This window comes from Curtobacterium sp. NPDC089991, from assembly GCF_044748425.1.
In the GTDB taxonomy this organism is placed as follows: domain Bacteria; phylum Actinomycetota; class Actinomycetes; order Actinomycetales; family Microbacteriaceae; genus Curtobacterium.
In genome coordinates this window covers 16,439-39,680 of the sequence record NZ_JBIVGB010000004.1, presented here as the reverse complement: position 1 = coordinate 39,680, position 23,242 = coordinate 16,439, and the positions used below count along the sequence as shown (strand labels likewise).

General features: G+C 71.3%; 24 protein-coding genes. 9 read left to right on the top strand and 15 right to left on the bottom strand.

Annotated features, from left to right (window positions below):
• Positions 1-16: 16 nt before the first annotated feature.
• Positions 17-787, bottom strand: a complete 771-nt coding sequence (locus ACIPV1_RS12345) for an IclR family transcriptional regulator (RefSeq protein WP_402726495.1) — start codon at positions 785-787, stop codon at positions 17-19.
• Positions 780-1,565 (bottom strand): IclR family transcriptional regulator, encoded by a 786-nt coding sequence (locus ACIPV1_RS12340; protein WP_402726494.1) that lies wholly within the window; start codon positions 1,563-1,565, stop codon positions 780-782. The genes ACIPV1_RS12345 and ACIPV1_RS12340 overlap by 8 nt, the downstream gene beginning before the upstream one ends.
• Positions 1,566-1,679: 114 nt before the next feature.
• Here ACIPV1_RS12340 and ACIPV1_RS12335 point away from each other — a divergent pair, with 114 nt between their 5' ends.
• The 4 genes from ACIPV1_RS12335 to ACIPV1_RS12320 are packed head-to-tail and all read left to right on the top strand — an operon-like array spanning position 1,680 to position 6,445.
• Positions 1,680-2,570, top strand: a complete 891-nt coding sequence (locus ACIPV1_RS12335) for a transketolase (protein ID WP_131846994.1) — start codon at positions 1,680-1,682, stop codon at positions 2,568-2,570.
• Positions 2,567-3,517, top strand: coding sequence for a transketolase family protein (locus tag ACIPV1_RS12330; RefSeq protein WP_131846995.1), 951 nt, complete (start codon positions 2,567-2,569; stop codon positions 3,515-3,517). Before ACIPV1_RS12335 ends, ACIPV1_RS12330 begins: the two co-directional genes overlap by 4 nt.
• Positions 3,514-4,557: a 1-phosphofructokinase family hexose kinase gene (locus ACIPV1_RS12325; protein WP_402726493.1), complete on the top strand. Its 1,044-nt coding sequence runs from the start codon at positions 3,514-3,516 to the stop codon at positions 4,555-4,557. The genes ACIPV1_RS12330 and ACIPV1_RS12325 overlap by 4 nt, the downstream gene beginning before the upstream one ends.
• A gap of 46 nt (positions 4,558-4,603) precedes the next feature.
• A complete protein-coding gene (locus ACIPV1_RS12320) occupies positions 4,604-6,445 on the top strand; it encodes a phosphoenolpyruvate carboxykinase (GTP) (RefSeq protein WP_402726492.1) in 1,842 nt (613 codons plus the stop codon).
• A 23-nt stretch (positions 6,446-6,468) separates the two neighbouring features.
• Here the strand turns inward: ACIPV1_RS12320 and ACIPV1_RS12315 are convergent, their stop codons facing one another.
• The 4 genes from ACIPV1_RS12315 to ACIPV1_RS12300 all read right to left on the bottom strand — a co-directional run bounded on the left by ACIPV1_RS12315 (position 6,469) and on the right by ACIPV1_RS12300 (position 10,595).
• Complete coding sequence (locus ACIPV1_RS12315) at positions 6,469-7,407, bottom strand: ABC transporter substrate-binding protein (protein ID WP_402726491.1); 939 nt, start codon at positions 7,405-7,407, stop codon at positions 6,469-6,471.
• Positions 7,407-8,186 carry an ABC transporter permease gene (locus ACIPV1_RS12310; protein WP_123310133.1) on the bottom strand — a complete coding sequence of 260 codons (780 nt, stop codon included), beginning with the start codon at positions 8,184-8,186 and terminating at the stop codon, positions 7,407-7,409. The genes ACIPV1_RS12315 and ACIPV1_RS12310 overlap by 1 nt, the downstream gene beginning before the upstream one ends.
• A 2-nt stretch (positions 8,187-8,188) precedes the next feature.
• Complete coding sequence (locus tag ACIPV1_RS12305) at positions 8,189-8,815, bottom strand: ABC transporter permease (RefSeq protein ID WP_307860918.1); 627 nt, start codon at positions 8,813-8,815, stop codon at positions 8,189-8,191.
• Positions 8,816-8,993: 178 nt separating this feature from the next.
• Entirely contained in the window at positions 8,994-10,595 is a 1,602-nt protein-coding gene (locus tag ACIPV1_RS12300) for an alpha-L-fucosidase (RefSeq protein ID WP_402726490.1), read from the bottom strand.
• A 79-nt stretch (positions 10,596-10,674) separates the two neighbouring features.
• Here ACIPV1_RS12300 and ACIPV1_RS12295 point away from each other — a divergent pair, with 79 nt between their 5' ends.
• Positions 10,675-12,048, top strand: a complete 1,374-nt coding sequence (locus tag ACIPV1_RS12295) for an MFS transporter (RefSeq protein WP_402726489.1) — start codon at positions 10,675-10,677, stop codon at positions 12,046-12,048.
• Positions 12,049-12,072: 24 nt separating this feature from the next.
• Here ACIPV1_RS12295 and ACIPV1_RS12290 read toward each other — a convergent pair whose 3' ends face one another.
• From ACIPV1_RS12290 to ACIPV1_RS12270, 5 genes are all read right to left on the bottom strand, one after another.
• Complete coding sequence (locus ACIPV1_RS12290) at positions 12,073-12,972, bottom strand: helix-turn-helix domain-containing protein (RefSeq protein WP_402726488.1); 900 nt, start codon at positions 12,970-12,972, stop codon at positions 12,073-12,075.
• Positions 12,973-13,106: 134 nt separating this feature from the next.
• Positions 13,107-13,859 carry a CPBP family intramembrane glutamic endopeptidase gene (locus ACIPV1_RS12285; protein WP_402726487.1) on the bottom strand — a complete coding sequence of 251 codons (753 nt, stop codon included), beginning with the start codon at positions 13,857-13,859 and terminating at the stop codon, positions 13,107-13,109.
• A 77-nt stretch (positions 13,860-13,936) separates the two neighbouring features.
• The gene (locus tag ACIPV1_RS12280) at positions 13,937-14,806 is read right to left on the bottom strand and encodes a PrsW family glutamic-type intramembrane protease (RefSeq protein WP_402726486.1); all 870 of its coding nucleotides are present in this window, start codon (positions 14,804-14,806) and stop codon (positions 13,937-13,939) included.
• A gap of 33 nt (positions 14,807-14,839) precedes the next feature.
• Positions 14,840-15,817, bottom strand: a complete 978-nt coding sequence (locus ACIPV1_RS12275) for an SDR family NAD(P)-dependent oxidoreductase (RefSeq protein WP_402726485.1) — start codon at positions 15,815-15,817, stop codon at positions 14,840-14,842.
• Positions 15,814-16,767, bottom strand: coding sequence for an alpha/beta hydrolase family protein (locus ACIPV1_RS12270; RefSeq protein ID WP_402726484.1), 954 nt, complete (start codon positions 16,765-16,767; stop codon positions 15,814-15,816). Before ACIPV1_RS12270 ends, ACIPV1_RS12275 begins: the two co-directional genes overlap by 4 nt.
• A gap of 132 nt (positions 16,768-16,899) precedes the next feature.
• On the opposite strand from ACIPV1_RS12270, the gene ACIPV1_RS12265 reads away from it, so the two are divergent.
• A complete protein-coding gene (locus tag ACIPV1_RS12265) occupies positions 16,900-17,535 on the top strand; it encodes a TetR/AcrR family transcriptional regulator (RefSeq protein ID WP_402726483.1) in 636 nt (211 codons plus the stop codon).
• 31 nt (positions 17,536-17,566) lie between these two features.
• Here the strand turns inward: ACIPV1_RS12265 and ACIPV1_RS12260 are convergent, their stop codons facing one another.
• Together ACIPV1_RS12260 and ACIPV1_RS12255 are read right to left on the bottom strand one after the other, a co-directional pair.
• The gene (locus ACIPV1_RS12260; protein WP_402726482.1) at positions 17,567-18,397 is read right to left on the bottom strand and encodes an SDR family NAD(P)-dependent oxidoreductase; all 831 of its coding nucleotides are present in this window, start codon (positions 18,395-18,397) and stop codon (positions 17,567-17,569) included.
• Positions 18,398-18,533: 136 nt separating this feature from the next.
• Positions 18,534-19,085, bottom strand: coding sequence for a cysteine hydrolase (locus ACIPV1_RS12255; protein ID WP_402726481.1), 552 nt, complete (start codon positions 19,083-19,085; stop codon positions 18,534-18,536).
• Positions 19,086-19,192: 107 nt separating this feature from the next.
• On the opposite strand from ACIPV1_RS12255, the gene ACIPV1_RS12250 reads away from it, so the two are divergent.
• The 3 genes from ACIPV1_RS12250 to ACIPV1_RS12240 all read left to right on the top strand — a co-directional run bounded on the left by ACIPV1_RS12250 (position 19,193) and on the right by ACIPV1_RS12240 (position 21,985).
• A complete protein-coding gene (locus ACIPV1_RS12250) occupies positions 19,193-20,455 on the top strand; it encodes an NAD(P)/FAD-dependent oxidoreductase (protein WP_402726480.1) in 1,263 nt (420 codons plus the stop codon).
• A gap of 61 nt (positions 20,456-20,516) precedes the next feature.
• On the top strand, positions 20,517-21,794 hold the full coding sequence (locus ACIPV1_RS12245) for a cytochrome P450 (protein ID WP_402726479.1): 1,278 nt from the start codon (positions 20,517-20,519) through the stop codon (positions 21,792-21,794).
• Positions 21,791-21,985, top strand: a complete 195-nt coding sequence (locus ACIPV1_RS12240; RefSeq protein ID WP_123293815.1) for a ferredoxin — start codon at positions 21,791-21,793, stop codon at positions 21,983-21,985. The genes ACIPV1_RS12245 and ACIPV1_RS12240 overlap by 4 nt, the downstream gene beginning before the upstream one ends.
• An 86-nt stretch (positions 21,986-22,071) precedes the next feature.
• On the opposite strand, the gene ACIPV1_RS12235 is transcribed toward ACIPV1_RS12240, so the two are convergent.
• Positions 22,072-22,596, bottom strand: coding sequence for a hypothetical protein (locus tag ACIPV1_RS12235; RefSeq protein ID WP_402726478.1), 525 nt, complete (start codon positions 22,594-22,596; stop codon positions 22,072-22,074).
• 16 nt (positions 22,597-22,612) lie between these two features.
• Positions 22,613-23,173, bottom strand: coding sequence for a hypothetical protein (locus tag ACIPV1_RS12230; RefSeq protein ID WP_123293817.1), 561 nt, complete (start codon positions 23,171-23,173; stop codon positions 22,613-22,615).
• Between the last annotated feature and the right edge of the window lie 69 nt (positions 23,174-23,242).

Sequence of the window (23,242 nt, the reverse complement as noted above, 5' to 3'; positions counted from 1 at the left end):
CGGCACGGCGTGCGCGTCAGGACAGCGGGGTCGCCAGTTCGCTGGTGGCCCCGCTCGTCAGTTCCGCGACGGCCGCACGCGCGGCGTCGGTGAACTCCTGCTGCCGCTCGCGGACGTCGACCGACCGGCCGGCGACCGACAAGCACCCGAGCAACGCCCCGTCGGCCCCGAGCACGGGGAACGCGAGCGCGCCGATCCCGATCGTGGCGTCGTCGATTGACAGCGTGTACCCCTGGGACCGCGTGCGCTCGACGTCCTCGCGGAGCGCGTCGGCGTCCACGATCGTCGCACTCGTCAGCGGTCGACGCTCGGGCCCGTCGGCCAGGTACTCGTCGACGTCGCGGGCGTACGCGAGCACGAGGCGACCGGCACCCCCGGCGTACAGCGGCAGGGAACGGCCCGGTGCCAGGGTGAGGACGCCGATGCCTCGACCGGGTGCCCAGTCGACGCACACCGCCTCGTCGCCGCGCGGCACGGTCAGGAACGCGGTCTGCTCGGTGCGCTCGGCCAGAGCGTCGAGGATCCGTCGGGCGCCGGACCACTCGGTCATGGCGTCCCGTGCGGCGTCGGCCAGGTGCAACCACTTCACGCTGAGGCGTGCACGGTTCTCGTCCGTGGTGGTCGCCATGCCGACGGCACGGAGCCCGTCGATGAAGCGGTAGACACTCGGGCGGGGGAGGCCCGTCGCCTCGGCGAGCTCGGCGGGCGAGAGGTCCCCGCGCTCGGCGAGGGCCTCGACCACCGCCATCGAGTTCGCGAGCACACGCATCGGTTTCCGCTCAGCCACGTCGACCTCCGTCGTGCCCCAGGTCCGCACTGATCGCGGCGGCGGTGGACATCACCAGTTCCGCGAGCTCGGACTCACGGTCGACGAGCCGTTCGCGGAGCCCGCTGATGGACACCGCGGCGACGAGCTCGCCGCGGTGGTTGAAGACGGGGCTGCCGAAGGCGGCGATGCCGATCGTGACGTCCTGATCGGACCGAGCGTAGCCACGCGTCCGGGTCGCCTCGAGCTCCGCCTGCAGCTCGCGCCGGGGCGGGACGGCGTACGGCAGGGCGGGCGTCGCCAGGAGTTCGTCGACCACGGCGTGCTGTTCGCCGGCGGCCAGGAACGCCAGGAGTGCGCGGGGTGCCCCGCCCACGTGGAGCGGCAGCGAGTCGCCCACCTGCATCGCCACCGACCGGACGTCGTGTCCCTCGAGGCGTTCGACGCACACGGCACGCGTCCCTCGGCGGTAGCAGAGCAGTGCGGCAACGCCGACGCTCGACCGGAGTTCGCGGAGCCGCGGCAGTGCGAGCCCGCGCACGTCGAGCGAGTCCTCCAGCACACCGCCGATCTGCATGCAGGCGAGCCCGAGCCGGTAGGTGCCGCGTGCTGGGGCGGCATCGACCCAGCCCATGGCGGTGAGGCTCTGCAGCAGGCGGTAGGTCGAGCTCGTGGGTTCCCCGACCGCATCCGCCAGCGCGCTCACCGTCAGCGCCTCGGTGTCGGCCAGTGCGTCGATGATCGCGCCGGCCTTGCTGAGGATCTCGATCCCGCCGTCGTCGGAGGCGCCGTCTGCCATGTCGTCATCCTCCCACGCCGACCCTGCTGATCGAATCCAGTTAATCTCACTCAGTAGACACACCGTTCACCGAGTGATAGTTTATTGGCACCACCGCAGAACGAAGGAGTCGCCGTGACACGCAACGACGCGAGAGACGTCGAACACCTGGAGACCGTCGCCCGAGAAGGACGCTGGCGTGTCCTCGAGACGGTCGCGACGAGCAAGGCGGGGCACATCGGTGGCCCGATGTCCGCCATGGACCTGATGGTCGCCCTCTACTTCCACCAGCTCCGGATCGACCCCGAACAGCCGCAGGACCCCGACCGCGACCGGTTCATCCTGTCCAAGGGGCACTCGGCGATCGGGCTGTACTCGGTCCTGGCCCTCCGGGGGTACTTCCCCGTCGAGGAGCTCGCCACCTTCGACCATGGCGACTCCCGACTGCAGGGCCACCCCGACATGAAGCTCACGCCGGGGGTGGACTCGTCCACAGGGTCCCTCGGGCAGGGGCTCTCGGCTGGCTCCGGCATGGCGATCGCCGCGAAGATGCAGGGTAAGGACTTCCACACCTGGGTGGTGCTCGGCGACGGCGAGATCGAGGAGGGCATGGTCTGGGAGACCGTGATCCACGCCCCCCGCTACGGCCTCGACAACCTCACCGCGATCGTCGACCTCAACGGCCTGCAGCAGTACGGCTGGCCGGCCGGCGACCACGACCGCTACGACCGCAGCGAACCGATGGGGCACGTGAACCTCCCCGCCGTGTTCCGCGGGTTCGGCTGGAACGTCATCGAGATCAACGGCCACGACTTCGAGGAGATCCTCGACGCGTACGCCGAGGTCGACGCCGCCCGCGGCACGTCCGGCAAGCCGACGGCGATCATCGCCCACACCGTCAAGGGCAACGGTGTCTCGTTCACCCGCGCCACGTTCAAGTGGCACAACGGCGTGCCGACCGCGGAGCAGCTGGACACCGCCCGCACGGAACTGCTCATCGACCAGAAGACGGAGGCCCTGGCATGAAGGCGCAGCGCGCAGTGTGGGGGGACACCCTCACCGAACTCGCACGGACCGACGACCGCATCGTCGTCGTCGACGGCGACCTCGCGACCTCGACCATGGCGGTCACGTTCGCCGAGGCCCACCCGGACCGCTTCGTCCAGGCCGGCATCGCCGAACAGAACATGGTCGGTATCGCGTTCGGCATGTCGACCCTCGGCTACCGCCCCTGGCTCTCGTCGTTCGGCGTCTTCCTGACGAACCGCGCGCTCGACCAGGTGCGCATGCTCGTCTCGCAGACCAAGGCCCCCGTCCGCCTCGCCGCCGCCTACGCCGGGCTGCTCAACGGTGCGAGCGGCAAGACCCACCAGGACATCGAGGACCTGTCGGTGATGCGCGCGCTGCCGAACATGACCGTCCTCGCGCCGGCCGACGAGACCGAGGCCGCCGCGATGATCCGCTGGGCCGCCGACCACGACGGCCCCGTGTACCTCCGTCTCGCCCGCGACGCGGTCGCCGACGTCTTCGACGACGGCTACGAGTTCCGCGTCGGTGCCCCGGTGCTGCTCCGCGACGGGGGGAGCGACGCTGACGTGACGGTCGTCTCGACCGGCGTCCAGACCTCCCGCACCGTCGAGGCGATCACCGCCGTCGAGGCCGAGGGACACCGCGTCCGACACGTGCACCTGCCGACGATCAAGCCCCTCGACGACGACGCCCTCTGGGCGCTGCTCGACGGCGCGGCCCAGGTCGTCACGGTCGAGGAGCACAACGTCGTCGGCGGACTCGGTGACGTCGTCGCGGCGGTCCTCGCCGGCCACGCCAGCGGAGCCCGCCTGCACAAGGTCGGGCTCGCCGACTCCTGGGCCGAGTCGGGACCGAACGACTTCCTGCTCGACAAGTACGGACTGTCGGTCGAGCGCGTCGCGGACCGCATCCGTGCCGTCCTCGGGGAGCGAGTCGCCGCATGAGCACGCTGCGTCCGGACGCTGCGGCGTGGACGGGGACCCGGACGGGACGCACGATCGTCACGCTCACCCCGGCGCCCGCGATCGACCGGACGTACTCCGTCGACACCCTGCGGGGCGGGGCCGTGCACCGCGCCCACACCGTCACCGAGACACTCGGGGGCAACGGCGTGAACGTCACCCGTGCGCTCCTCGCGCACGGCGCGGCGTCGCACGCGGTCGCCCCGTTGTCGCCGGAGGCGCTCGCGCCCCTCGACGACGACGCTCGCACCGGCCTGACGCCGGTGGACCTCGGGGTGCGCACCCGGGTCAACACCGTCGTGACCGGGTCGGACGGCGTTACCACGAACGTCAACGAGGCCCCGGCCCCGCTGACACGTGCGCAGTGGACGACGCTGACCGTGGCCGTGCTCCGCACCACGCTGGAGACCGACGCCCGATGGCTCGTGGTGACCGGGTGCCTCCCGACCGTCGCCGGTGGCGACCACCTCGTCGACGTGCTCCCGCTCGTCGTCGCGGCCCGCGCCGTCGGACTGTCGGTCGCGTTCGACGTCCCCGGGCACCAGCTGACGGCGGTGCTCGACCCGCTCGCGCCGGTTGATCTCGTGAAGCCGAACGTCGACGAACTCGCGCAGGCCGTCGGACACCCCGTCACGACGGTGGACGAGACGGTGCGTGCAGCGCGCGCCCTCCTCTCGCGGGGCGCACGACGCGCCCTCGTCACGATGGGTGCCGACGGGGCGCTCCTCGTCGACGGCCACCGACACGAACTGGTACCCGGGGTCGCGACCGACTGCGTCGACACGACCGGGGCCGGTGACGCGGCGCTCGCCGGGTACCTGTCCGCCGAGGCCGACGGTGCGACGCCGTCGGCCGCCGCACGACTCGCGGTCCGCTGGGGCGCGGCGGCGGTCGCCCAGCGGGGTGCTGCACTCCGCGCCACACCGGCCACCCGTGGCGACGGCGCTCCGCCGTCCCGCGCGCCCCACCTCACCGACCACTCCGCCTGGCTCCGCGTCGACTCGCTCGCCGCGACCGGCTGAGCGCCGTCCGCAGGACCCCGCGGGCGCCCGACCTCGAAGGACCAGCATGACTGTCATCACCGAGACGATCGGATCGACCATCGAGCCAGGAGCCGGTCTGGAGGCCCTGCGCCGGTGGGTGGACCAGGTCGCCTCCCTGACGGAACCGGACCAGGTCGTCTGGTGCTCCGGCAGCGAGGCCGAGAACCGCGGACTGCTCGCCGAGATGGTCGCCGCCGGCTCCCTCATCGCGTTGGACCAGGGCCTGCGCCCGGGCAGCTTCCTCGCCAGGAGTGACCCCGCGGACGTCGCACGGGTCGAGGACCGCACCTTCATCTGCTCCGCCACCGAGGCCGACGCTGGCCCGACCAACAACTGGCGGGCACCCGACGTCATGCGCACCGAGCTCACGGCGCGCTTCCGGGGCGCGATGCGCGGGCGGACGCTCTACGTCGTACCGTTCTCGATGGGGCCGGTCGGCGGGGCGATCTCGCAGGTCGGCGTCCAGATCACGGACTCGCCCTACGTCGTGGTGTCCACCAGGATCATGACCCGGATGGGCGCTGAAGCCCTGGCGCAGATCGCGCCGGACACGGTCTGGGTCCCGGCCCTGCACACCGTGGGCATGCCGCTCGTGGACGACGACGGAACCAGGATCCCGGACGTGCCGTGGCCGTCGAACTCGACCAAGACGATCGCGCACTTCCCGGAGACCCGCGAGATCTGGTCGTACGGCTCGGGGTACGGCGGCAACGCGCTGCTCGCGAAGAAGTGCTTCGCCCTCCGGATCGCGTCGTCGATGGCCCGCGCGGACGGCTGGCTCGCCGAGCACATGCTGCTCATCCGCGTCACCACGCCCGCGGGGAAGGTCCTGCACGTCGCGGCCGCGTTCCCGTCGGCCTGCGGCAAGACGAACTTCGCGATGATGACGCCGACGCTACCCGGCTGGAAGGTCGAGACCATCGGTGACGACATCGCGTGGCTCCGCCCCGGTGCCGACGGCCGTCTGTGGGCGATCAACCCCGAAGCCGGGTTCTTCGGCGTCGCGCCCGGGACCGGCCCGGACACGAACGCGGCGGCGATGACCACCGTCCGCTCGAACACGATCTTCACGAACGTCGCGATGACGCACGACGGCGACGTCTGGTGGGAGGGTGCCTCGGAGGAACCGCCGCGGCACCTCATCGACTGGCGCGGACAGCCGTGGGAGCCGGGCAGTGCGACACCGGCGGCGCACCCCAACGCACGCTTCACGGTCGCGGCGGACCAGTGCCCGACCATCTCGGACGACTGGGACAGTCCCGACGGCGTGCCGATCGACGCCATCGTCTTCGGCGGTCGCCGCGCCACCAACGTGCCGCTCGTCGCCGAGGCCGAGGACTGGGAACACGGCGTGTTCTTCGGTTCCACGATCTCCAGCGAGCAGACCGCGGCGGCGGAGGGACCCGTCGGCGAACTCCGCCTCGACCCCTTCGCGATGCAGCCCTTCTGCGGCTACAACATGGCGGACCACTGGGCACACTGGCTCGAGATCGGTGACCGGCTCGGCTCGAGGGCGCCGCGCGTCTTCCGCGTGAACTGGTTCCGCAAGTCCTCGGACGGCGGCTACCTCTGGCCAGGGTTCGGCGAGAACGTCCGGGTGCTCGAGTGGATCGCCGGACGGCTCGACGGCTCGGCGGACGTGGACTGGAGCCCCGTCGGTGGGCTGCCCGCGGTGGGGGAACTCGACCTGGCCGGGCTCGACCTCGACGGCTTCGCGATCGACGAACTGTTCGCCGTCGACCCGACGGCCTGGTCAGCCGAGGCCGAGCAGCTGCGGGCACACTTCGACCGCTTCGGAGACCGCGTGCCGGAGCGGCTGCGGGCACGGCTGGACCAGCTCGTCCGTCGGTTGCGGGACGAGGCGTGACGACGGCCCTGCCGGTCCCCGAGCTACTTGAGCAGCCCCTCCTTGGTCAGCCAGTCCTTCGCGGCGGTCGCGGCCTGCGCCTTCTCGCTGCCCTCGACACGGTTGCGCAGCTCGATGAGGTCATCGGTCGTCAGCTTCTCGGACAGCTTGTTCAACGTCGACGCGAGCTTCGCGCTGTAGATGTCCTTGTTCAGGAACGGCAGGATGTTCTGCGACGCGATCAGGTTCTCGGGGTCCTTCAGCACGAGCAGCTTCTTCGTCACGAGGTCGGGCGACGTCGTGTAGATGTCGGCCACCTGCACGGTGTCGTCGACGAGTGCCTTGACCGTGTCGGGCCCGCCGTAGTCCTCGATCGACTTGAACGTGACCTTGTCCACGCCGTACGTGGACTTGAGCCCAGGGATGCCGTACGGAAGGGTGCCGAACTGCGGGTTGGCTCCGAGCGTGAACGGCTCGATCTTGGAGAGGTCACCGATCGACGTGAGGCCGTTCTTCTCGGCCTCGGCCTGGGTCACGACGTAGGCGTCCTTGTCCTCGGCCGGAGACGGCTCGAGCACCTGGAAGTCCTTCGGGATCTCGGTCTTCAGCGCGGCGTCGACCTCCGCTGTCGTCTTCGCGGTGGCCTTGGTGTCGTAGAAGAACAGCAGGTTGCCGTTGTACTCCGGCATGAGGTTGATCGAACCGTCCTTGAGCGCGGGGATCGTGGTCTGCCGCGGGCCGAGGTTGAACTTGGTCGTCACGTCGAACCCGGCGTCCTTCAGGACGAGCGCGTACATGTTGCCCAGGATCTCGCTCTCCGGGAAGTTGAACGAACCGACCACGATCGGCGTGCTGCCCGATCCGTCGCCCCCGCCCGATGCCGGCTTCGTGGGGTCCGAGGTGGAACAACCGGAGAGCGCCACGATCGCCCCGACCGCGATCACACCCGCGAGGATACGTGTCCTGGTGCCTGCTGTGAACATCAGTGGTCCCTTTCGTCGACGGAGAGTGCCGTCACCGCGCGGCGCCGGAGTGGCAGCGCGCGGACGTGTGTGCGGCGCCGGCGGGTCTGCCCCTCGGGGCCGCGGCGGGTGAGGTGTTGTGCGAGGGCGAACAGGCCGTCGATCACGAGGGCGAGGACCGTCACGAGCAACGCGCCACCGAGGATGAGGTCGTTGTCGTTCAGGCTGATGCCCGTCGAGATGATCGCGCCGAGTCCGCCCAGCGAGATGTACGACGCGATCACGACGGTCGCGATGACCTGGAGGACCGATGCGCGGATCCCGCCGATGATCAGCGGCAGTGACAGCGGCACCTCGACCTTGAGCAGGATCTGCAACTCGGTCATCCCCACCGAGCGTGCGGCGTCCACGGTCTGCGGATCCACGGACTCCACACCGGAGTACGCCCCGGCGAGGATCGAGGGGATCGCCAGGACGACGAACGCGATGATGGACGCGATGAAGGCGGTCTGCGTGAACGGCACGGTCATCCCGATGATGACGAAGAGGGTGCCGAGCAGGCCCAGCGTCGGCAGCGCGCGCATGGACCCGCTGAAGGCGATGACGAAGCTGCGCCCGCGCCCGGTGTGACCGATGTACAGGCCCAGTGGCAGCGCGATCAGCGCGGCGATGGCGACCGAGATGAACGTGTACAGCAGGTGTTCGCCGATCCGGTCCTGGATCGGGAGCGGGGTCTGGAGCCCGGGGCGGTAGTTCGCCGGGTCGAGGAGCCAGGCGACGGCATGGAGGAAGAACTGCACGGTCAGGCCCCCCGTTCGATCGTCGCCAGCGCGGCCCGACGGCGCGACCGACGCGACCGCACCTGGATCCGTCGCGACCACGGCATCAGGACGCGCCCGAGCGCCACCAGGACGGTGTCGAAGACCAGTGCGACGAAGAGACTCGCTGCCACGCCGACCAGGATCTCCTCGAGGAACTGACGCTGTCGCCCGTCCGTGAACAGGAACCCGATGTTCGCGGAACCGACCAGGGCGCCGACCGAGACCAGGGCGACGGTGCTCGCCGAGACCACCCGCATCCCCGCGAGGAGGACGGGACCCGCCAACGGGAGCTCGACCGTCCAGAAACGTCCCCAGGCGGAGTACCCCACCGAGGTGGCCGAGTCGACGACGTCCGCCGGAACGGCGGCGAACGCGTCAGCTGCCAACCGCACCATGATGGCGACCGCGTACACGGACAGCCCCACCACGATGTTCACCGGATCCGTGATGCGGGTGCCGAGCAGGTAGGGCAGGATCACGAAGAGCGGCAGGGACGGGATCGTGTAGAGCAGACTGCCGCCGCCGACGATGACCGATCGGACTGCCTGCCACCGGTTCGCCACCCACCCCAACGGCACCGCCACGACGAACCCGAGGACGATGGGCACGGCCGCGAGACCCGCGTGGGTGACGGTGAGGCCCCAGACGAGACCGAAGTTCGCGATGATCCAGTTCAGGTCAGCATCCCAATCCTCGTCGGACGACCGTCCGCCTCAGAGTAGTCGCGCCGCACCGTTCTGACCGCGACGGATCGTCGCGCCGGCGTCCCCGGGCCGGCTTCCCCGGTCACTGGTGCAGGAAGTCCTGCCGCTCCTGCTCGACCACCGGCGCGAGTCGCACTCGGACCACCGGACCGGAGTCGACGCTGGTGATGCCGTCGAGCGCGACCACGAGCGCTTCGGGGCGCTGCTCCCAGTCGACCTCGCCGGAGTGGCCGAGCACGGCGACGGACCGGATGGTGCGGCCGAGCAGGCCCGAGGCCGACCCGAACGCCCGGATGCGGGCCGACCCCTCGTCGGGATCGGCCAGCAGGGTCGCGTAGACGGCGTCGCCGGTGACGTCGTGGCGCGTGGTGAACCGGACGTCCTCGGCGGTGTACTCGACCGTGTCGGCGTCCACGAACGAGCCGGCGGGACGAGTGGTCGGCCCCTCGCCCGAGATCGTCCACGGCCGGGTGCCGTAGATCGCCTCACCGTTCACCGCGAGCCACGAGCCGATGCCGCGGAGGATGCGGACCTCGGCCTCGGGCAGGGTGCCGTCGGCCTTCGGCCCGGTGTTGAGCAGCAGCACACCGTTCTTCGCGACCACGTCGACGAGTTCGGCGACCAGGTCGCGCACGGTCTTGTAGTCGTGGCCCTCGATCCAGCTCCACGCGGTCTTGGCGATCGCGGTGTCGTTCTGCCAGACGGTCTCCGGTGTGTCGGCCATCGCTCCGCGCTCGATGTCGTACACGGCGCTGCCCGGCGCGAACGTCTCCCACTTGTAGTTGATGACGACCTCGCGGCCCCACTCGGCGGCGCGGTTGTAGTAGTAGGCCGCGAGGGTCCGGACGTACGGCTGGAACGCGGGCTGCTCGATCCACCAGTCGAACCAGAGCACCTGCGGGCGGTACTTGTCGATCAGCTCGACGGTGCGGAGCAGCCAGTCCTCCAGGAAGCGCTCGTTCGGGGCGGTCTCCTCGCGCTGCGCCGGACCGTAGAAGTCGGTGTACCGCGGATCGAGCACGTCCGAGGGGGTCTTCGTCCCGCCGTTCATGAAGAACCAGTGCTCGGCACGGTGGGACGACGCGCCACGGACCATCCATGCCTCGTCCGCGGCGACGAGGAGCTCACCGAACACGTCACGCCCGGGCCCGAGCTGCGCGGCACTCCAGCGGGAGCGGTCGGTGTCGTACATCGCGAAGCCGTCGTGGTGCTCGGCGACCGGGACGACGAACTGCGCGCCGGCCTCGCGGAACACCCGGACCCACGCCGCGGCGTCGAAGTGCTCCATCGTGAACGACGGGATGAAGTCCTTGTACCCGAACGCGTCGTGCGGGCCGTGGGTCCGGGCGTGGTGCGCGAACTCGGGGGTCCCGGCGCGGTACATGTCGCGGGAGTACCACTCGTTCCGGAACGCGGGGACCGAGAAGACGCCCCAGTGGACGAAGATCCCGAACTTGGCGTCCTGATACCAGAGCGGTGCGCGGTACTGCTGCAGCGATGCCCAGGTCGCGTCGTACGGGCCCGAGCGCACGACGGCATCGACCGCGGCCAGGGCCGCGGTGTTGTCCGACACGTCCACGGGCTCGGGCAGGGTGGTCGGGTCCAGCGGGGTGAGCGGTTCGTGCACGACGTGCTCCGATCGGTTGCGGCAGCTCACGACGGCGATGTCGGGAGCGTGAGACATCCTATGTCTGTTCGATCTGTCGCGAGGGGTTCCCGGTCAGGGCATCCCCCGACGAGCGCAGCCAGGAGAGCATCGAACCGTGACCGCTCCGACCGCAGCCGACGTCCCGACCGAGCAGGGCCCGCGCCGCGCCGCGCGGCTGACGCTCGTGCTCGCCTCGCTCGGCTTCTTCCTCATCACGCTCGACATCCTCATCGTGAACGTGGCGCTGACGACGATCGGGCGAGAGCTCGGCGGCAGCACCGCGGGGCTGCAGTGGGTGATCGACGCCTACACGTTGCTGTTCGCCTCGCTGCTGCTGTTCGCGGGCAACCTGTCCGAGCGCATCGGGGCGAAACGGGCGATCGGCTGGGGCATCGCCGGGTTCCTCGTGGCGTCCGTGGCGTGTTCCCTCGCACCGACGCTCGGCGCGTTGATCGCAGCGCGGGCGTTCCAAGGGGCAGCCGCAGCGGTGATGCTGCCGGCCTCGATGGCACTCATCCGCGAAGCCTTCCCGGATGCGCGTGAACGGGCGCACGCGCTCGGCATCTGGGCGGTCGGCGGTGCGGTCGCCGGGGCGGTCGGGCCGATCCTCGGCGGCGCGCTGACGACGCTCGACTGGCGCCTCGTGTTCGCCATCAACCTGCCGGTGTGCGCGGCGATGCTCGTGATGCTCGCCCGGGTGGCGCCATCGCCTCGGCGACCGGCTCGGTTCGACCCGGCCGGGCAGGTCCTCGCGCTGCTCGCGCTCGCGGGGCTCGTCTTCGGCCTCATCGAAGGCGGTGCGACGGGTTTCGACCGGTGGTACGTGGTCGTCGCGCTGGTGCTCGCGGCCGTCGCGGTCGCCGGTTTCCTGCTGGTGCAGGCCCACGGCCGGAACCCGATGATGCCGCTCGACCTGTTCCGCTCCGGTCGGATGCGGATCGCGCTCGGCGTCGGGTTCGCGTTCATGGTCGGCAACTTCGGTAGCGTCTTCGTCCTGAGTCTCTACCTGCAACAGCACCTCGGACTGTCCCCCCTGGCCGCGGGGCTGGTGTTCCTGCCGTCCGCGGCGTTCAGCATCGTCGGCAACATCGTCAGCGGCACCCTCGTGAACCGATTCGGCGCTCGGGTCCCCGTGGTCGCGGGACTCACCACGATGGCGATCGGCATCGTCGTGATGATCGTGCTCGCGCCGTACGACTCGGTCGTCGCGGTCGCGGTGTGCACGATCCTGACCGGCGCGGGCGGATCGGTCGCGATGCCGCCCGCGACGTCGGTCGTCCTCGCCAGCGTCCCCGCTGAACGGTCGGGGACAGCGAGTGCGGTGTTCAACACCTTCCGGCAGGTCGGTGGGGCGGTGGCGATCGCGGTCTTCGGGGCGTTCCTGGCCGACCGGTCGCAGTTCGTCGTCGGGACGCAGACCAGCTTCGTGGTGGCGGCCGCCGTGCTGGTCGTCGCGGCGCTGGCCTCGATGCGCATCCGGACCGAGTGACCGGTACGTCGTGTCGACGCAGGGTCAGCTCCGGTCGGCCGCGCCACGCCCAGCGGCGTCCACCGCGTCGCGTCGGTCGGTCGCAGCGACCGAACCGAGCAGCCGGAGCGCGTCCGCGGTCGGGGAGCCGGGCTCCGCGCTGTACAGGAGCAGACTCAGACCCGGGTCGCTCATGAGCCGCGACCCCTCGAAGTGCAGGTCGAGGGCACCGACGACGGGGTGGACGAAGTGCTTCTCGCCCGTGGCGTGCCGACGGACGTCGTGCGCACCCCACTTCGCCCGGAACTCCGGGCTGCGCGTCGAGAGCTCACCGATCAGCGCCTGCAGGTCCTCGTCGTGAGGGTCGTGGCCGGCGGCAGTGCGGAGGATCGCGACGCTCTGGTCGGCGGCGACGTCCCAGTCCGGGTGGAACGCGTCGGCCCAGTCACGGTCCAGGAACGCGGCGCGAGCGAGGTTCGGCCGCTCCGCCTTCCGGAACAGGTCCGCGTAGAGCGCCCGGCCGAGCGCGTTCGCACCGAGCAGGTCGAGTCGGTCGTTGCGGATGAACGCCGGCCCGCCGGTGAACGCGTCGAGCGTGTACTGCAACCCGACGCGCAGGGTCTTCGGCGTCGCTGCACGGCGCTGTCCACGCACCGGGGAGGCGTTCGCCGCTCGTGCGAGGTCGAACAGGTGGTCGCGCTCCGCGTCGTCGAGGAGCAGCGCACCGGCGATGGCGTGCAGGACGCCGTCGGAGACTCCGGAGAGGCTGCCGCGCTCGAGCCGCGAGTAGTGCTCCACACTGACGTCGGCGAGCATCGCGACCTCGCTGCGGCGGAGGCCGGCCACGCGCCGGTTGGGCCCACCGGGCAGGCCCACCTGGTCCGGGCGCACCCGGGCACGGCGGCTCACGAGGAAGTCCTTGACGTCGTCCCGATTCGTGCTCATGAGGCGACCCTACGAGTCCGCGCCGGGGCGCGGGGTGCACTGCCAGGACACCGGACGGGAGGCACGGTGCCAGCTGGCACCGCGCCTCCCGTCCGCTCTGTGGTGCGTCCAACGCGCCCCGCGCGTGACGCCGTTCAGGCGCTCGCTGTCGCCCCGATGATCGCGGCGGTGAAGAGCACCCAGTCGTTGATGATGTGTGCGCCGGTGCTGACCGCGATGTTCTTCGTGCGGATGTAGGCGAGCGTGAGGACCAGTCGTGCGATGCCGATGATCAGGAACGCCTGCGCGAAGTTCCACCCGTACGTCGGCAGGTGCGCTGCACCGAACCAGATCGCGGTCGCGAGCCAGGCGATGAGGATGCCCTGGGTGCGGGTGAGTCCGATGCGGTGGCACAGCGCCATGACCGCCAGGAACGGCAGGATCGTGAAGAGCTCTTCGCCCAACAGCTGGATCGCGGTCCCGACGTAGAACGCGACGATCTCGCCCGCGCCGTGGATGCCGTCGGTCGCGGTGTTGGCGTTGCTGCCGAAGATCGCCTTGACGATGATCCCGACCGTGAACGACACGATGAGGCTGAGGATCGCGAACACGATCATGGTGCCGAAGTCACGTGCAGTGGTGCGTTGGAAGATGCGCGCCCAGTGTCGTTTCGTGAAGGCGATGAGGACGGCGAGCATGATCGCGGTGAAGAGGAACCGTGGCACGAGCGACTGGATGTTGTCCGCCGCCGGGTAGAAGCTCAGCACGGTGATGCCGGCCACGCACGCGACGACGATGGTCACCCACTGCCATGCGGGGATCCGGATCGGGTCTCCGTCGTAGAACGGGAAGTCCCGACCGTCCTGCCGTTCGATCGCCCTGCCGTACCGTCGAGCCCCTGTGGCCATGGTGTGTCCCCTCGTGCGTTGCATCGCCCTGTGGTGCATGTCGTCTGCACCAGAAGAGAAGGTACCGGCGGAGCCGGTCATCGGTGTGCTGAGCCGTCGCCCTGCAGACGTCGTACCTGCGGCCGGAACCAGAACGCGAAGACCGCGACGACGTACACGGCTTCGAGGATGATGCTGACCGGCACGTTCCAGTCGCGGACCGGCCCCTGGATCACGGCGTCGTTGAGGCCGTGGATCGCAGCGGCGCCGAGGTACGCGAGCACGCCGACACCGATCGCCCTGCCCGTCGGCAGCGTCTTCGCGGCGAGCCAGATCAGGACTGCTGCGACGACGGTGATCAGCGGGTGCGAGACCTCGGCGAGGATGCGGACGATGACGTCCATCATCATGATGAACGGCGCATCGGACGGAGCGGATCCGCCGTCGAGGATCGGGTCGAGCGAGGTGATGATGTAGCTGATGCCCTCGAGGAACCCCAACCAGGCGGCGGCGACGAACACGAGCCACACCGCCAGGCGCGGCGAACGGTAGGTGCGCGAGGACAGCAGCAGGATGACGGGCACCAGGAGCTTCAGGAACTCCTCGACGAGCCCGGGCCAGATCAGGCCGCCGGGCAGCAGGCTCGCGATGCCGTTCAGGCTTCCGGCGAGCAGCATCGCGATGGTCCCCCAGACGAGGCCGAGCCACAGCGCCTGCACGCGGTGGGGCTGACCGGCCAGGGAGACCTTCTGCCGGAAGTACCAGCCGATGGCCACGAGCGGGACCCCGATGCCGATGATCGCGGCGATGACCACCACCACGAGCGAGTACGGCGGCAGGCCGTCCCCGACCGTGGCCTCGCGGCCGCCGGAGAGCATCAGGCTGCCACCCCAGTACCCGAGGAGAGCACCGGCGGCAGCGCCCGCGAGGCCGACGGTGAGTGGTGCGGTCCCTCGGGGTCGCGTCATGGGACCGAAGCTACCAGCGGGCACGGCGCCCCCTCAGGCGGTCAGCTGCACACTGACCTCCCACAGCCGCCGGGCGTCGTCGGCGTCGAGCATCGCCGAGTTCGCGTCCGACGGGATGCTGTCCGCGGTGAGCGGCCGGACCTCGTCGTCGATCACCGCGACGTCGCTGTCCTTCAGATAGACCCCGCCGACGCCGTCGAGCAGCGGGCTCGCGGCACCGAACACGAGGGTCGCCGCCCCCTGCTCGATCGTCTTCTTGCCGTGTTCGGGGTCGACCACCGTCGAACCGTCGTCGTCGACCAGCCCCTGCTCGCGGTACGAGGCGATCCGGGAGTCGTCGTGCGGGCCCGGGCCGATGACCACCCCGGGGTGCGCGGCGAAGGATCGGATGCCCCGGTCGGCGTACCGGCGGTCCAGCTCGACTGCGAACAGCACGTTCGCCCGCTTGGCCTGCCCGTAGGCCGCAGCGGCGTCGTAGCCGCTGGCGAACGCCGGGTCGTCCCACCGGATCTGCCCGAAGCGGGCGGCGCCGGACGTGACGTTCAGAACCCGCGCACCACGGGCCTCCAGCAGGGAAGGGAGGAGCGCCCGCGTGAGCCGGAAGTGCCCGAGGTGGGACGTCGAGAACGACAGCTCGTTGCCGCGGGCGTCGAGCCGCCGGTCCGGGGTGAAGAGCATCGCGGCGTTGTTGACCAGGGCGTGGAGCGGGCGTCCGGAGGCCGTCCAGTGTGCGGCGAAGGCGTCGATCGACGCCGGGTCGGTCAGGTCGAGCTGCTCGACCCGGACGCCGGGGATGCCGGCGACGGCGGCGCTGGCGCGGTCGGTGTCGCGGGACGCGACGGTGACCGTGGCGCCGGCGGCTGCGAGGGCGCGGCTGGCCTCGCGTCCGAGGCGGCCGTGACCGCCCGTGACGACGACGTCCCGGCCGGTCAGGTCGACACCGTCGAGGACGTCGGTGGCGGTGGACGATGCGGTGAAGGGGGTGGGGAGCGGGCGCTGGTCGGTGATCACGAGTGGTTCTCCTTCGAGTCGATGTGGCCGACTGCGTCGATGTGGCCGACTGCGTCGCCGGCTTCGGCAGAGGCGATGGCGTCGGCCGTCGCGGACCACGCGTCGGCGTCGAGCCCGAGCGCCGTCCGGAGGAACGCCGTCGTGGTGCGGCGGACCAGGTCCACGCGCTCCGGGCTCTCGTCGGTCGTGGCGGTGGACGCGTAGTCCTGGATGCCGCCGAGCAGGTGCTCCCCGCCGTGCACGGTCACCAGGTGCCGGGCGCCGGGGCTGTGGTGGTAGACGTCGGTGAACCAGTCCGGCCCGCGCGTGGAGAGCCGGGACTGGTCGTGGTCCCCGGCGACGACGAGCGACGGTGTGCGCAGCTGGCTGAAGTCCGGGCTCATGAAGGGGAAGTGCTCCTGCGCGAACGGCGTCAGGTCGGGTCCACCGAACCCGGTGGTGGAGAGCAGGACCCCGGCCCGCACGCGCTGGTCGGTGCGGTCCTCGCCCGGCTGTCCGTCCGACCCGATCACCCGGGCGCCGAGGAGCATGCCGACGGACTGGCCGCCCCACGAGTGCCCGGCGACCGCGAGGTTCGCCTGGTCGACACGTCCCGCGAGACCGGGGACGGCGGCGACGAGGACGTCGAGGTCGTCGATGACCCGCTCGAGGTCGTCGACCCGGGTCTGCCAGATCGTCGGGTAGCGCGGGTCGTCGAGCGTCAGGCCGTACTTCGTCGAGTCGAGGAACGTGGGCTGGACGACGACGAACCCGTTGGCGGTCCAGTGGTCGACGAGGGGATCGCCGCCGGTCATCGACTGCCCGAAGCCGTGGGCGAAGACGATCACGGGAAGCTCGGTGCCCGTGATCGGGGCGGTGATCCGGACCTCGAGGTCGTGGCCGCGTGATGGCGCGGGCAGGGTGACGGGGCGCACGCTGATCACCTGGGGGAGCGGTGCTGTTGCTGACATCGGGAGTCCTTCCGGAAGCGGTCGTCGCTCGAAACGGAGCGACGTTCCGGAACGATACGGAACAGCGCTCCGGATTGCAAGCGAAACGGATCGGCGTTCCGTTCCGGGTGCAGGCCGTGCGATGATCGGGGGATGAGCACGCCGTCGAACGACACCGCGCCCTCGAACGACACCGCCCCGCCCCGGCGTCGCCGCGACGTCGAACGGAACGAGCGGACGATCCTCGACGCCGCGGCCGGTGTCTTCGCTGCGTCCGGCGTCGGTGCGCCGGTGCGCGAGGTCGCCGCCGCCGCCGGCGTGGGGGTGGGTACGCTCTACCGGCACTTCCCGACCCGCTCGGACCTGGTCGTCGCCGTCTACCGGCACCAGATCGAGGCCCTGGCCGAGGCCGGCCCCGTGCTGCTCGACTCGGCGCCGACGTCGTTCGACGCGATCCTGCGCTGGGTGCACCAGTTCGTCGACTTCCTCGGCACGAAGCACGGCCTGGCGAGGGTGTGGGAGGGCGACGCCGACGGCTTCACCGCGCTGCACACGCTGTTCGTCGACGAGCTCGTCCCGGTGCTGGGCCGCATGCTCGACGACGCTCGCGCGTCCGGCGACGTGGTCGCGTCGGTGTCGCCGTACCAGCTGCTCCGCGCCGTCGGCGACCTGGTCGCGTGGAGCCCCCAGGACCCGGACTACGACGTGCGGACGATCGTGACGCTGCTGGTCACCGGCCTGCGGCAGGCGCAGCCGCCGGTCACCCCTGCGCCGGAGACCGGCGCGTAGCGCGCCGACGACCGACGCGGAGCGCGCCCGGTCAGACCGCGTGCAGCATCGCCACGCTCCGGTCCCACAGTTCGCGCGCCAGGTCGGCGTCCTCGGCCTGCGCGTTCGGTGCCGCCACCTTGCGCTTCACGTAGTACTCGCCGGTCGGGTAGTCGCGACCGGGGGTGTTGTCCGCCAGGTACACGAGCGTGTCGGCACCCTTCTCCGGGGTCGTCAGGAACACGTGGCGCAGGGGCGTGTGGTACACGAGGTACATCGGCGAGGTCTTGTCGTTCGAGAACCCGGTGCTGATCGTGCCGGGGTGGAACGCCGTCGACGTCACACCTCGGTCGCGGTACCGGCGGTCGAGTTCCTTGGTGAACAGGATCTGTTCGAGCTTCGAGTCGCCGTAGGCCTTGGTGGCTCGGAAGTGCCGCTCGGCGTCGAGGTCGTCGATGTCGACGCGGCCGAAGAGCTTGTTCGCGACGCTCGAGGTGTTGACGACCGTTCCGCCGGACGCGATGAGTCGGTCCATCAGCAACTCGGTGAGCAGGAACGGCGCCAGGTAGTTGACCTGGAACGTCAGCTCGTGACCGTCGACGGTGACCTGGCGGCCCGCGCTGAAGATGCCGCCGGCGTTGTTGGCCAGCACGTCGATCCGGGGGCAGCGTTCGAGCAGGTCGTCGGCGAGCCCCCGGACTGCGGACAGGTCCGAGAAGTCGGCCACGAAGTGGTCGACGCCGAGGTCGCGGGCGACCCGCTCGGTCTTCGCGGGGTTGCGACCGACCACCACGACCTCGTTCCCGCGGCGGACGAGCTCCCGCGCAGCGGCGACGCCGATGCCGTCGCTGGCGCCGGTGATGACGATGGTCTTCGCGGCCATGGGTGCTCCTCGGGTCGGGGCGAGCGTGCGCTCGGCTCCGTCCGTCCTACAGGGTCGGCCCTGAACGGTGCACGTGACGGACGGGAGGCACACGGCGGGCCCGCCACGGGCCTCCCGTCCGCCGCCCGGTTGCCGCTCAGGCCGCGCCCGGCCCCGCCAGGTCGGCTGTCTGCACGACGACGCCGAGGGCGGGGAACACCGACCGGAACCGGGCGGCGTGGGCGTCGGGGTCCGGGTCGTTGGTGGCGTCCTCGACGAGGACGACGTCGTAGCCCAGGTCGTACGCGGCCCGAGCCGTGGACTCGACGCCGAAGGTCGTCGCCTGGCCGACCACGACCACCTCGGTGACGCCGTCGGCGCGCAGCCGCTCGTCGAGGCCGGTGCCGGCGAAGGCGCTCCACCCGCCGCGGGTCAGGTTGCCGTCGGCGTCGGCCCGTTCGAGCAGCAGGGAGCCGTAGGCGACCGGAGCCGGGCGGGGGCCGCCGCCGTACTGGGTGGCGCCTGCCGGGGTCGCGGCAGGGTCGTGGCGGATGAACACCACCGTGCCGCCGCCGCCACGGGTGGCGCGGGCGAGGGTCTCGACGTTGGCCACGACGGTCTCGACGGGGTGGGTGCGCTGGTACGGCGCGGTCCCGGCCTGCAGGTCGACGACGATCAGGGCGGTGTGTTCGGTGCGGGTGCGGGTCACCGGTCCAGGGTGCTCGATCGTCGGGCGCGGCGAGTACTGTGTCTGCGGTATCCCGGTCGGTCCGCCCGGAGTAGTCCGGCACTGCTGGGCCCGGCGAGGCTCGGAGCATGGCCAGTAGCGGAGTCCCTCGGACCGATCCCCACGCATCCGTCCTCGTCGTCGGCGCCTCGGCTGCCGGTGTCGCGACGGCCGAGGCGCTCCGCCGCCACGGGCACGTCGGCCGGCTGACACTGCTCGACGGCGAGACCGAGGACCCGTACGACCGGCCACCGCTGTCGAAGCAGTACCTGGCCGGGCAGATCGGCGCCGACGCCCTGGTGCTGCGCTCGACCGAGCAGCTCGCGGGCCTCGACGCCGAGTTCGTGCTCGGGGACCGCGCGGTCGCCCTCGACGTCGCGACCCGAACCGTGACCACGACGAGCGGCACCACCCGTGCCGCCGACCACGTCGTCATCGCCACCGGTGTCACGCCGCGTGCGATCCCGGGGGTCGGGCTCGACGGCGTGCACGTCCTCCGCACCCGGGCCGACGCGGACCGGCTCCGAGCGGGACTGCAGACGCTGCAGGGGCCGCTGCTGGTCCTCGGGAACGGCGTGCTCGGCAGCGAGGTGGCACAGACCGCCGCGTCCCTCGGCGTGGACGTCACGCTCGCGGGCAGCATCCGTGCGCCGATGTCCGGGCAGCTCGGCGGGTTCGGCTCGCAGTTCCTCGCGGCACAGCACGAGGCGGCCGGCATCCGGTTGCTCGGCGGGGTCCGCGCCGCGCGGGTGCGCGGCCGGAACGGTCGCGCGGACACGGTGGAGTTCGTCGACGGCCCGAGCCGTGCGGCCGACGTCGTCGTCGTCGCCGTGGGGTCCCGCCCGACGACCGGGTGGCTCGAGGCGTCCGGCTTGGAGGTCACGGACGGCGTCGACTGCGACGCGTTCGGAGCCGCTGCACCCGGCGTCTGGGCCGTGGGCGACGTCGCCCGTTTCCACCACGTCGGAATGGGGCGCTCGATGCGGCTCGAGAACCGCACGAACGCGACCGAGATGGCGCAGGTCGTCGCCGGAAACGTCCTCGGGCGCCGCGTGCCGTACACGCCGGTGCCGTACTTCTGGACGGACCAGCACGGCACCCGCGTGCAGGTCTTCGGGCAGATGACCTCGGCCGACCGGGTCACCGTCGTCGACGGGCACCCCGAGGACGGCCGGTTCGTCGCCGTGGCCGAACACGCCGGTGAGGCGGTCGGGGCACTCGGGTGGGGGATGCCGAAGCAGGCGCGGATCGCCAGCATGCGCCTGCGTCCCCGGTACGTGCCGGTAGCCGCGTCTGCCGCGTCTGCCGCGTCTGCGGCGTCTGCCGCCGAGAGCCCGGCACCGGTCGGCTGACCGGTGCCGTCCGCTCCGGTCGCCTGACCGGGGCCGTCACCCGAACACAGAGGAGCAGACCATGACCGACCCACCGATCACCGTCGACCGACCGGACACGTTCCCGATGGACCGGCGGACCGCCGGGTGTCCCTTCGACCCGCCGCCGGCGGCCCGCGTGCTGCAGGAGGACGGCCCCGTCCACCGCGTGACGCTGGCCGACGGCCGCGAGCCGTGGCTCGTCACCCGCTACGACGAGGGCAAGCAGGTGCTGTCGAGCCTGTCGGTCAGCGCCGACGCGGCCAACCCGGGGTACCCCTCCGCCAGCGCCTCGGGCGGTGGCGGCGGGCTGTCCTTCATCCTGATGGACGACCCCGACCACGCCCGGCTGCGGCGGATGGTGACCGCGCCGTTCGCGATCAAACGCATCGAGGCGCTCCGCCCCGTGGTGCAGCGGATCACGGACGACCTGATCGACCAGCTGCTCGCCGGCCCGAACCCGGTCGACCTGGTCGAGGCGTTCGCGCTCCCGCTGCCGTCCCTGGTGATCTGCGCCTTGCTCGGCGTGCCGTACGAGGACCACGACCGGTTCCAGGCGCACTCGAAGACCATCATCCGCCGCACCACGACCGACGACGAACGGCAGCAGGCGTTCCGCGAGCTCGGTGCGTACCTGACGTCGCTGCTCCGCCGCAAGACGGCGGAACCCGGCGACGACCTGCTCACGGACATCGCCGCCCGGGTCACCGCCGGCGACATGACCGAGGGCGAGGCCGTGCAGATGGGGATCCTGCTGCTCATCGCCGGGCACGAGACGACCGCGAACATGATCGCCCTCGGCACGCTCGCCCTGCTCGAGCACCCGGACGAGCGCGACCGCCTGCTCGACGACCCCGAACCGGCGTTGGTCGCCTCGGCGGTGGAGGAGCTCCTGCGCTACCTGACCATCACGCACGACGGACGCAAGCGCGTGGCGACCGAGGACCTCGACGTCGCCGGTACCACGATCCGCGCCGGTGACGGAGTGATCGTCGCGACGGACCTGGCGAACCGGGACCCGGACGTCTACCCGGACCCGGACCGGCTCGACCTGACCCGCAACCCGCGGAACCACGTGGCGTTCGGGTTCGGCGTGCACCAGTGCCTCGGCCAGCCGCTCGCCCGGGTCGAACTGCAGGTCGTGTACCCGACGCTGTTCCGTCGGATCCCCACCCTCGCTCGCGCGGTCCCGCTCGACGAGGTCCCGTTCAAGCACGACGGTGCCGTCTACGGGGTGTACGAGCTCCCCGTCACGTGGTGCCCCGTCGACCACCACACCACCACGAGCGCGAGCTCGACCACCGGAGGGAACGAATCATGAAGGTCATCCTCGAACAGGACAAGTGCGTCGCGAGTGGCCAGTGCGTCATGGCCGCGATGGACGTCTTCGACCAGCGGGACGAGGACGGCATCGCCGTCCTGCTGACCGACGAGGTCGCCGACGACCAGGTCGAGGCGGTGCGGCACGCCGCAGCGGTCTGCCCGGCCCTGGCGATCCGCCTGGCGGACTGACCCGTCGGTTCCGTACACACGACGGCCCGGTGGGGATCCCACCGGGCCGTTTTCCTGTGTGCGTCGTGCGCGGGGCTCCGCCGCCGTCACGACCCGTCGGCCGGGTGCGTGCACGCGTCGATCGCGGCGTACTCCCGGCTGAGTGCGGTCTGGTTCCGCTCGGTGCGCCACGACCGGATGCCGGGCGCAGCGGCGACGGCGGCGATCCACACGCCGGCACCGACGAGGACCGGCACGAGCGTCGGGTCCCCGCCGAGGGCGAGCAGACCGCCGAGCGCGACCGCCAGCGCGGCGACTGCGGAACCCGCGGTGGCGACCACACCAGCCAACCGGGCCGGCTGCTGCTCGAGGGCGGCGATCCGGGCCAGCGCCCGCTCGGCACGACGCTCGAGGAGCGGTCGGGCCGCGTCGGGCCGGGTGCGCAGCCGCTGGAGCAGCAGGGACGTCGTGCCGAGCCGTCCGCCCTGCACGGTCACCGTCCAGCCGAACTGCTCCAGGGTGTGCCGGTGAAGCGGCACGAACGCGGTCGGTGCGTACAGCACCCGGGTCTCCAGGTGGCGGGGGACCGGCGCGTGCAGGACAGCGTCTTCCCGGGCGATGGTGTTCGTCATCGGGCTCGGCCCGCGCTCAGGCGGTCCGGCGGCGACTGGCCGCCTCGCACGCGCCGTAGACGACGTCGAACTGGCGGTCGACGGCCGGACGGATCCGCTTGGTGCGCGCCGCGCGGACGAGCTGGAAGGCCACGGGAGCGATCGCCCAGTTGACCAGCCCACCGGCCCCGACGAGGAACACCGTGACCGGGTCGAGCCCGCCGAGCAGGTCGGGGACCGCCACGGTGTCCTGCATGGCGAACACCGAGGCGGCCAGCAGGACGCTGCCGATCGCGCCGAGGGCGTACGCGACCACCGACGCCGCGGTCGTGCGGGACCGTTCGAGGGCGTCGATCGTGGCCAGGGCGGTCTCGGCGTTCTGCTGGAGCTCGGTCAGTTCGACGGAGCGGACGGCACGGTCGCGGCGGAGGCCGAGGGTGTGCCGGCGGTTCAGTGCGCCCGTCCGGTCCGAGCCGTCGGACGTCCAGCCGAAGTTGCGGTAGGTGTCCGCGTACAGGGCGTCCTTGCCGCGCGGGACGTCGACCGTGCAGTAGTCGTACGTGGTGGCAGCGGGAGCGGCGGTGTTCGTCAGCGTCATGGTGGGTCCTCCGGTCGGTGCCGGATCGTTCCGGCCTGGTGTCGATCGTCCCGGGGACGGGCCGCGGGC

Excerpts from the sequence above, each read along its gene's own strand:
- ACIPV1_RS12340 (WP_402726494.1), bottom strand. The coding sequence starts at position 1,565 with ATGGCAGACGGCGCCTCCGACGACGGCGGGATCGAGATCCTCAGCAAG.
- ACIPV1_RS12330 (WP_131846995.1), top strand. The coding sequence starts at position 2,567 with ATGAAGGCGCAGCGCGCAGTGTGGGGGGACACCCTCACCGAACTCGCA.
- ACIPV1_RS12325 (WP_402726493.1), top strand. The coding sequence starts at position 3,514 with ATGAGCACGCTGCGTCCGGACGCTGCGGCGTGGACGGGGACCCGGACG.
- ACIPV1_RS12320 (WP_402726492.1), top strand. The coding sequence starts at position 4,604 with ATGACTGTCATCACCGAGACGATCGGATCGACCATCGAGCCAGGAGCC.
- ACIPV1_RS12315 (WP_402726491.1), bottom strand. The coding sequence starts at position 7,407 with ATGTTCACAGCAGGCACCAGGACACGTATCCTCGCGGGTGTGATCGCG.
- ACIPV1_RS12300 (WP_402726490.1), bottom strand. The coding sequence starts at position 10,595 with ATGTCTCACGCTCCCGACATCGCCGTCGTGAGCTGCCGCAACCGATCG.
- ACIPV1_RS12290 (WP_402726488.1), bottom strand. The coding sequence starts at position 12,972 with ATGAGCACGAATCGGGACGACGTCAAGGACTTCCTCGTGAGCCGCCGT.
- ACIPV1_RS12285 (WP_402726487.1), bottom strand. The coding sequence starts at position 13,859 with ATGGCCACAGGGGCTCGACGGTACGGCAGGGCGATCGAACGGCAGGAC.
- ACIPV1_RS12280 (WP_402726486.1), bottom strand. The coding sequence starts at position 14,806 with ATGACGCGACCCCGAGGGACCGCACCACTCACCGTCGGCCTCGCGGGC.
- ACIPV1_RS12270 (WP_402726484.1), bottom strand. The coding sequence starts at position 16,767 with ATGTCAGCAACAGCACCGCTCCCCCAGGTGATCAGCGTGCGCCCCGTC.
- ACIPV1_RS12265 (WP_402726483.1), top strand. The coding sequence starts at position 16,900 with ATGAGCACGCCGTCGAACGACACCGCGCCCTCGAACGACACCGCCCCG.
- ACIPV1_RS12260 (WP_402726482.1), bottom strand. The coding sequence starts at position 18,397 with ATGGCCGCGAAGACCATCGTCATCACCGGCGCCAGCGACGGCATCGGC.
- ACIPV1_RS12250 (WP_402726480.1), top strand. The coding sequence starts at position 19,193 with ATGGCCAGTAGCGGAGTCCCTCGGACCGATCCCCACGCATCCGTCCTC.
- ACIPV1_RS12245 (WP_402726479.1), top strand. The coding sequence starts at position 20,517 with ATGACCGACCCACCGATCACCGTCGACCGACCGGACACGTTCCCGATG.
- ACIPV1_RS12240 (WP_123293815.1), top strand. The coding sequence starts at position 21,791 with ATGAAGGTCATCCTCGAACAGGACAAGTGCGTCGCGAGTGGCCAGTGC.
- ACIPV1_RS12235 (WP_402726478.1), bottom strand. The coding sequence starts at position 22,596 with ATGACGAACACCATCGCCCGGGAAGACGCTGTCCTGCACGCGCCGGTC.
- ACIPV1_RS12230 (WP_123293817.1), bottom strand. The coding sequence starts at position 23,173 with ATGACGCTGACGAACACCGCCGCTCCCGCTGCCACCACGTACGACTAC.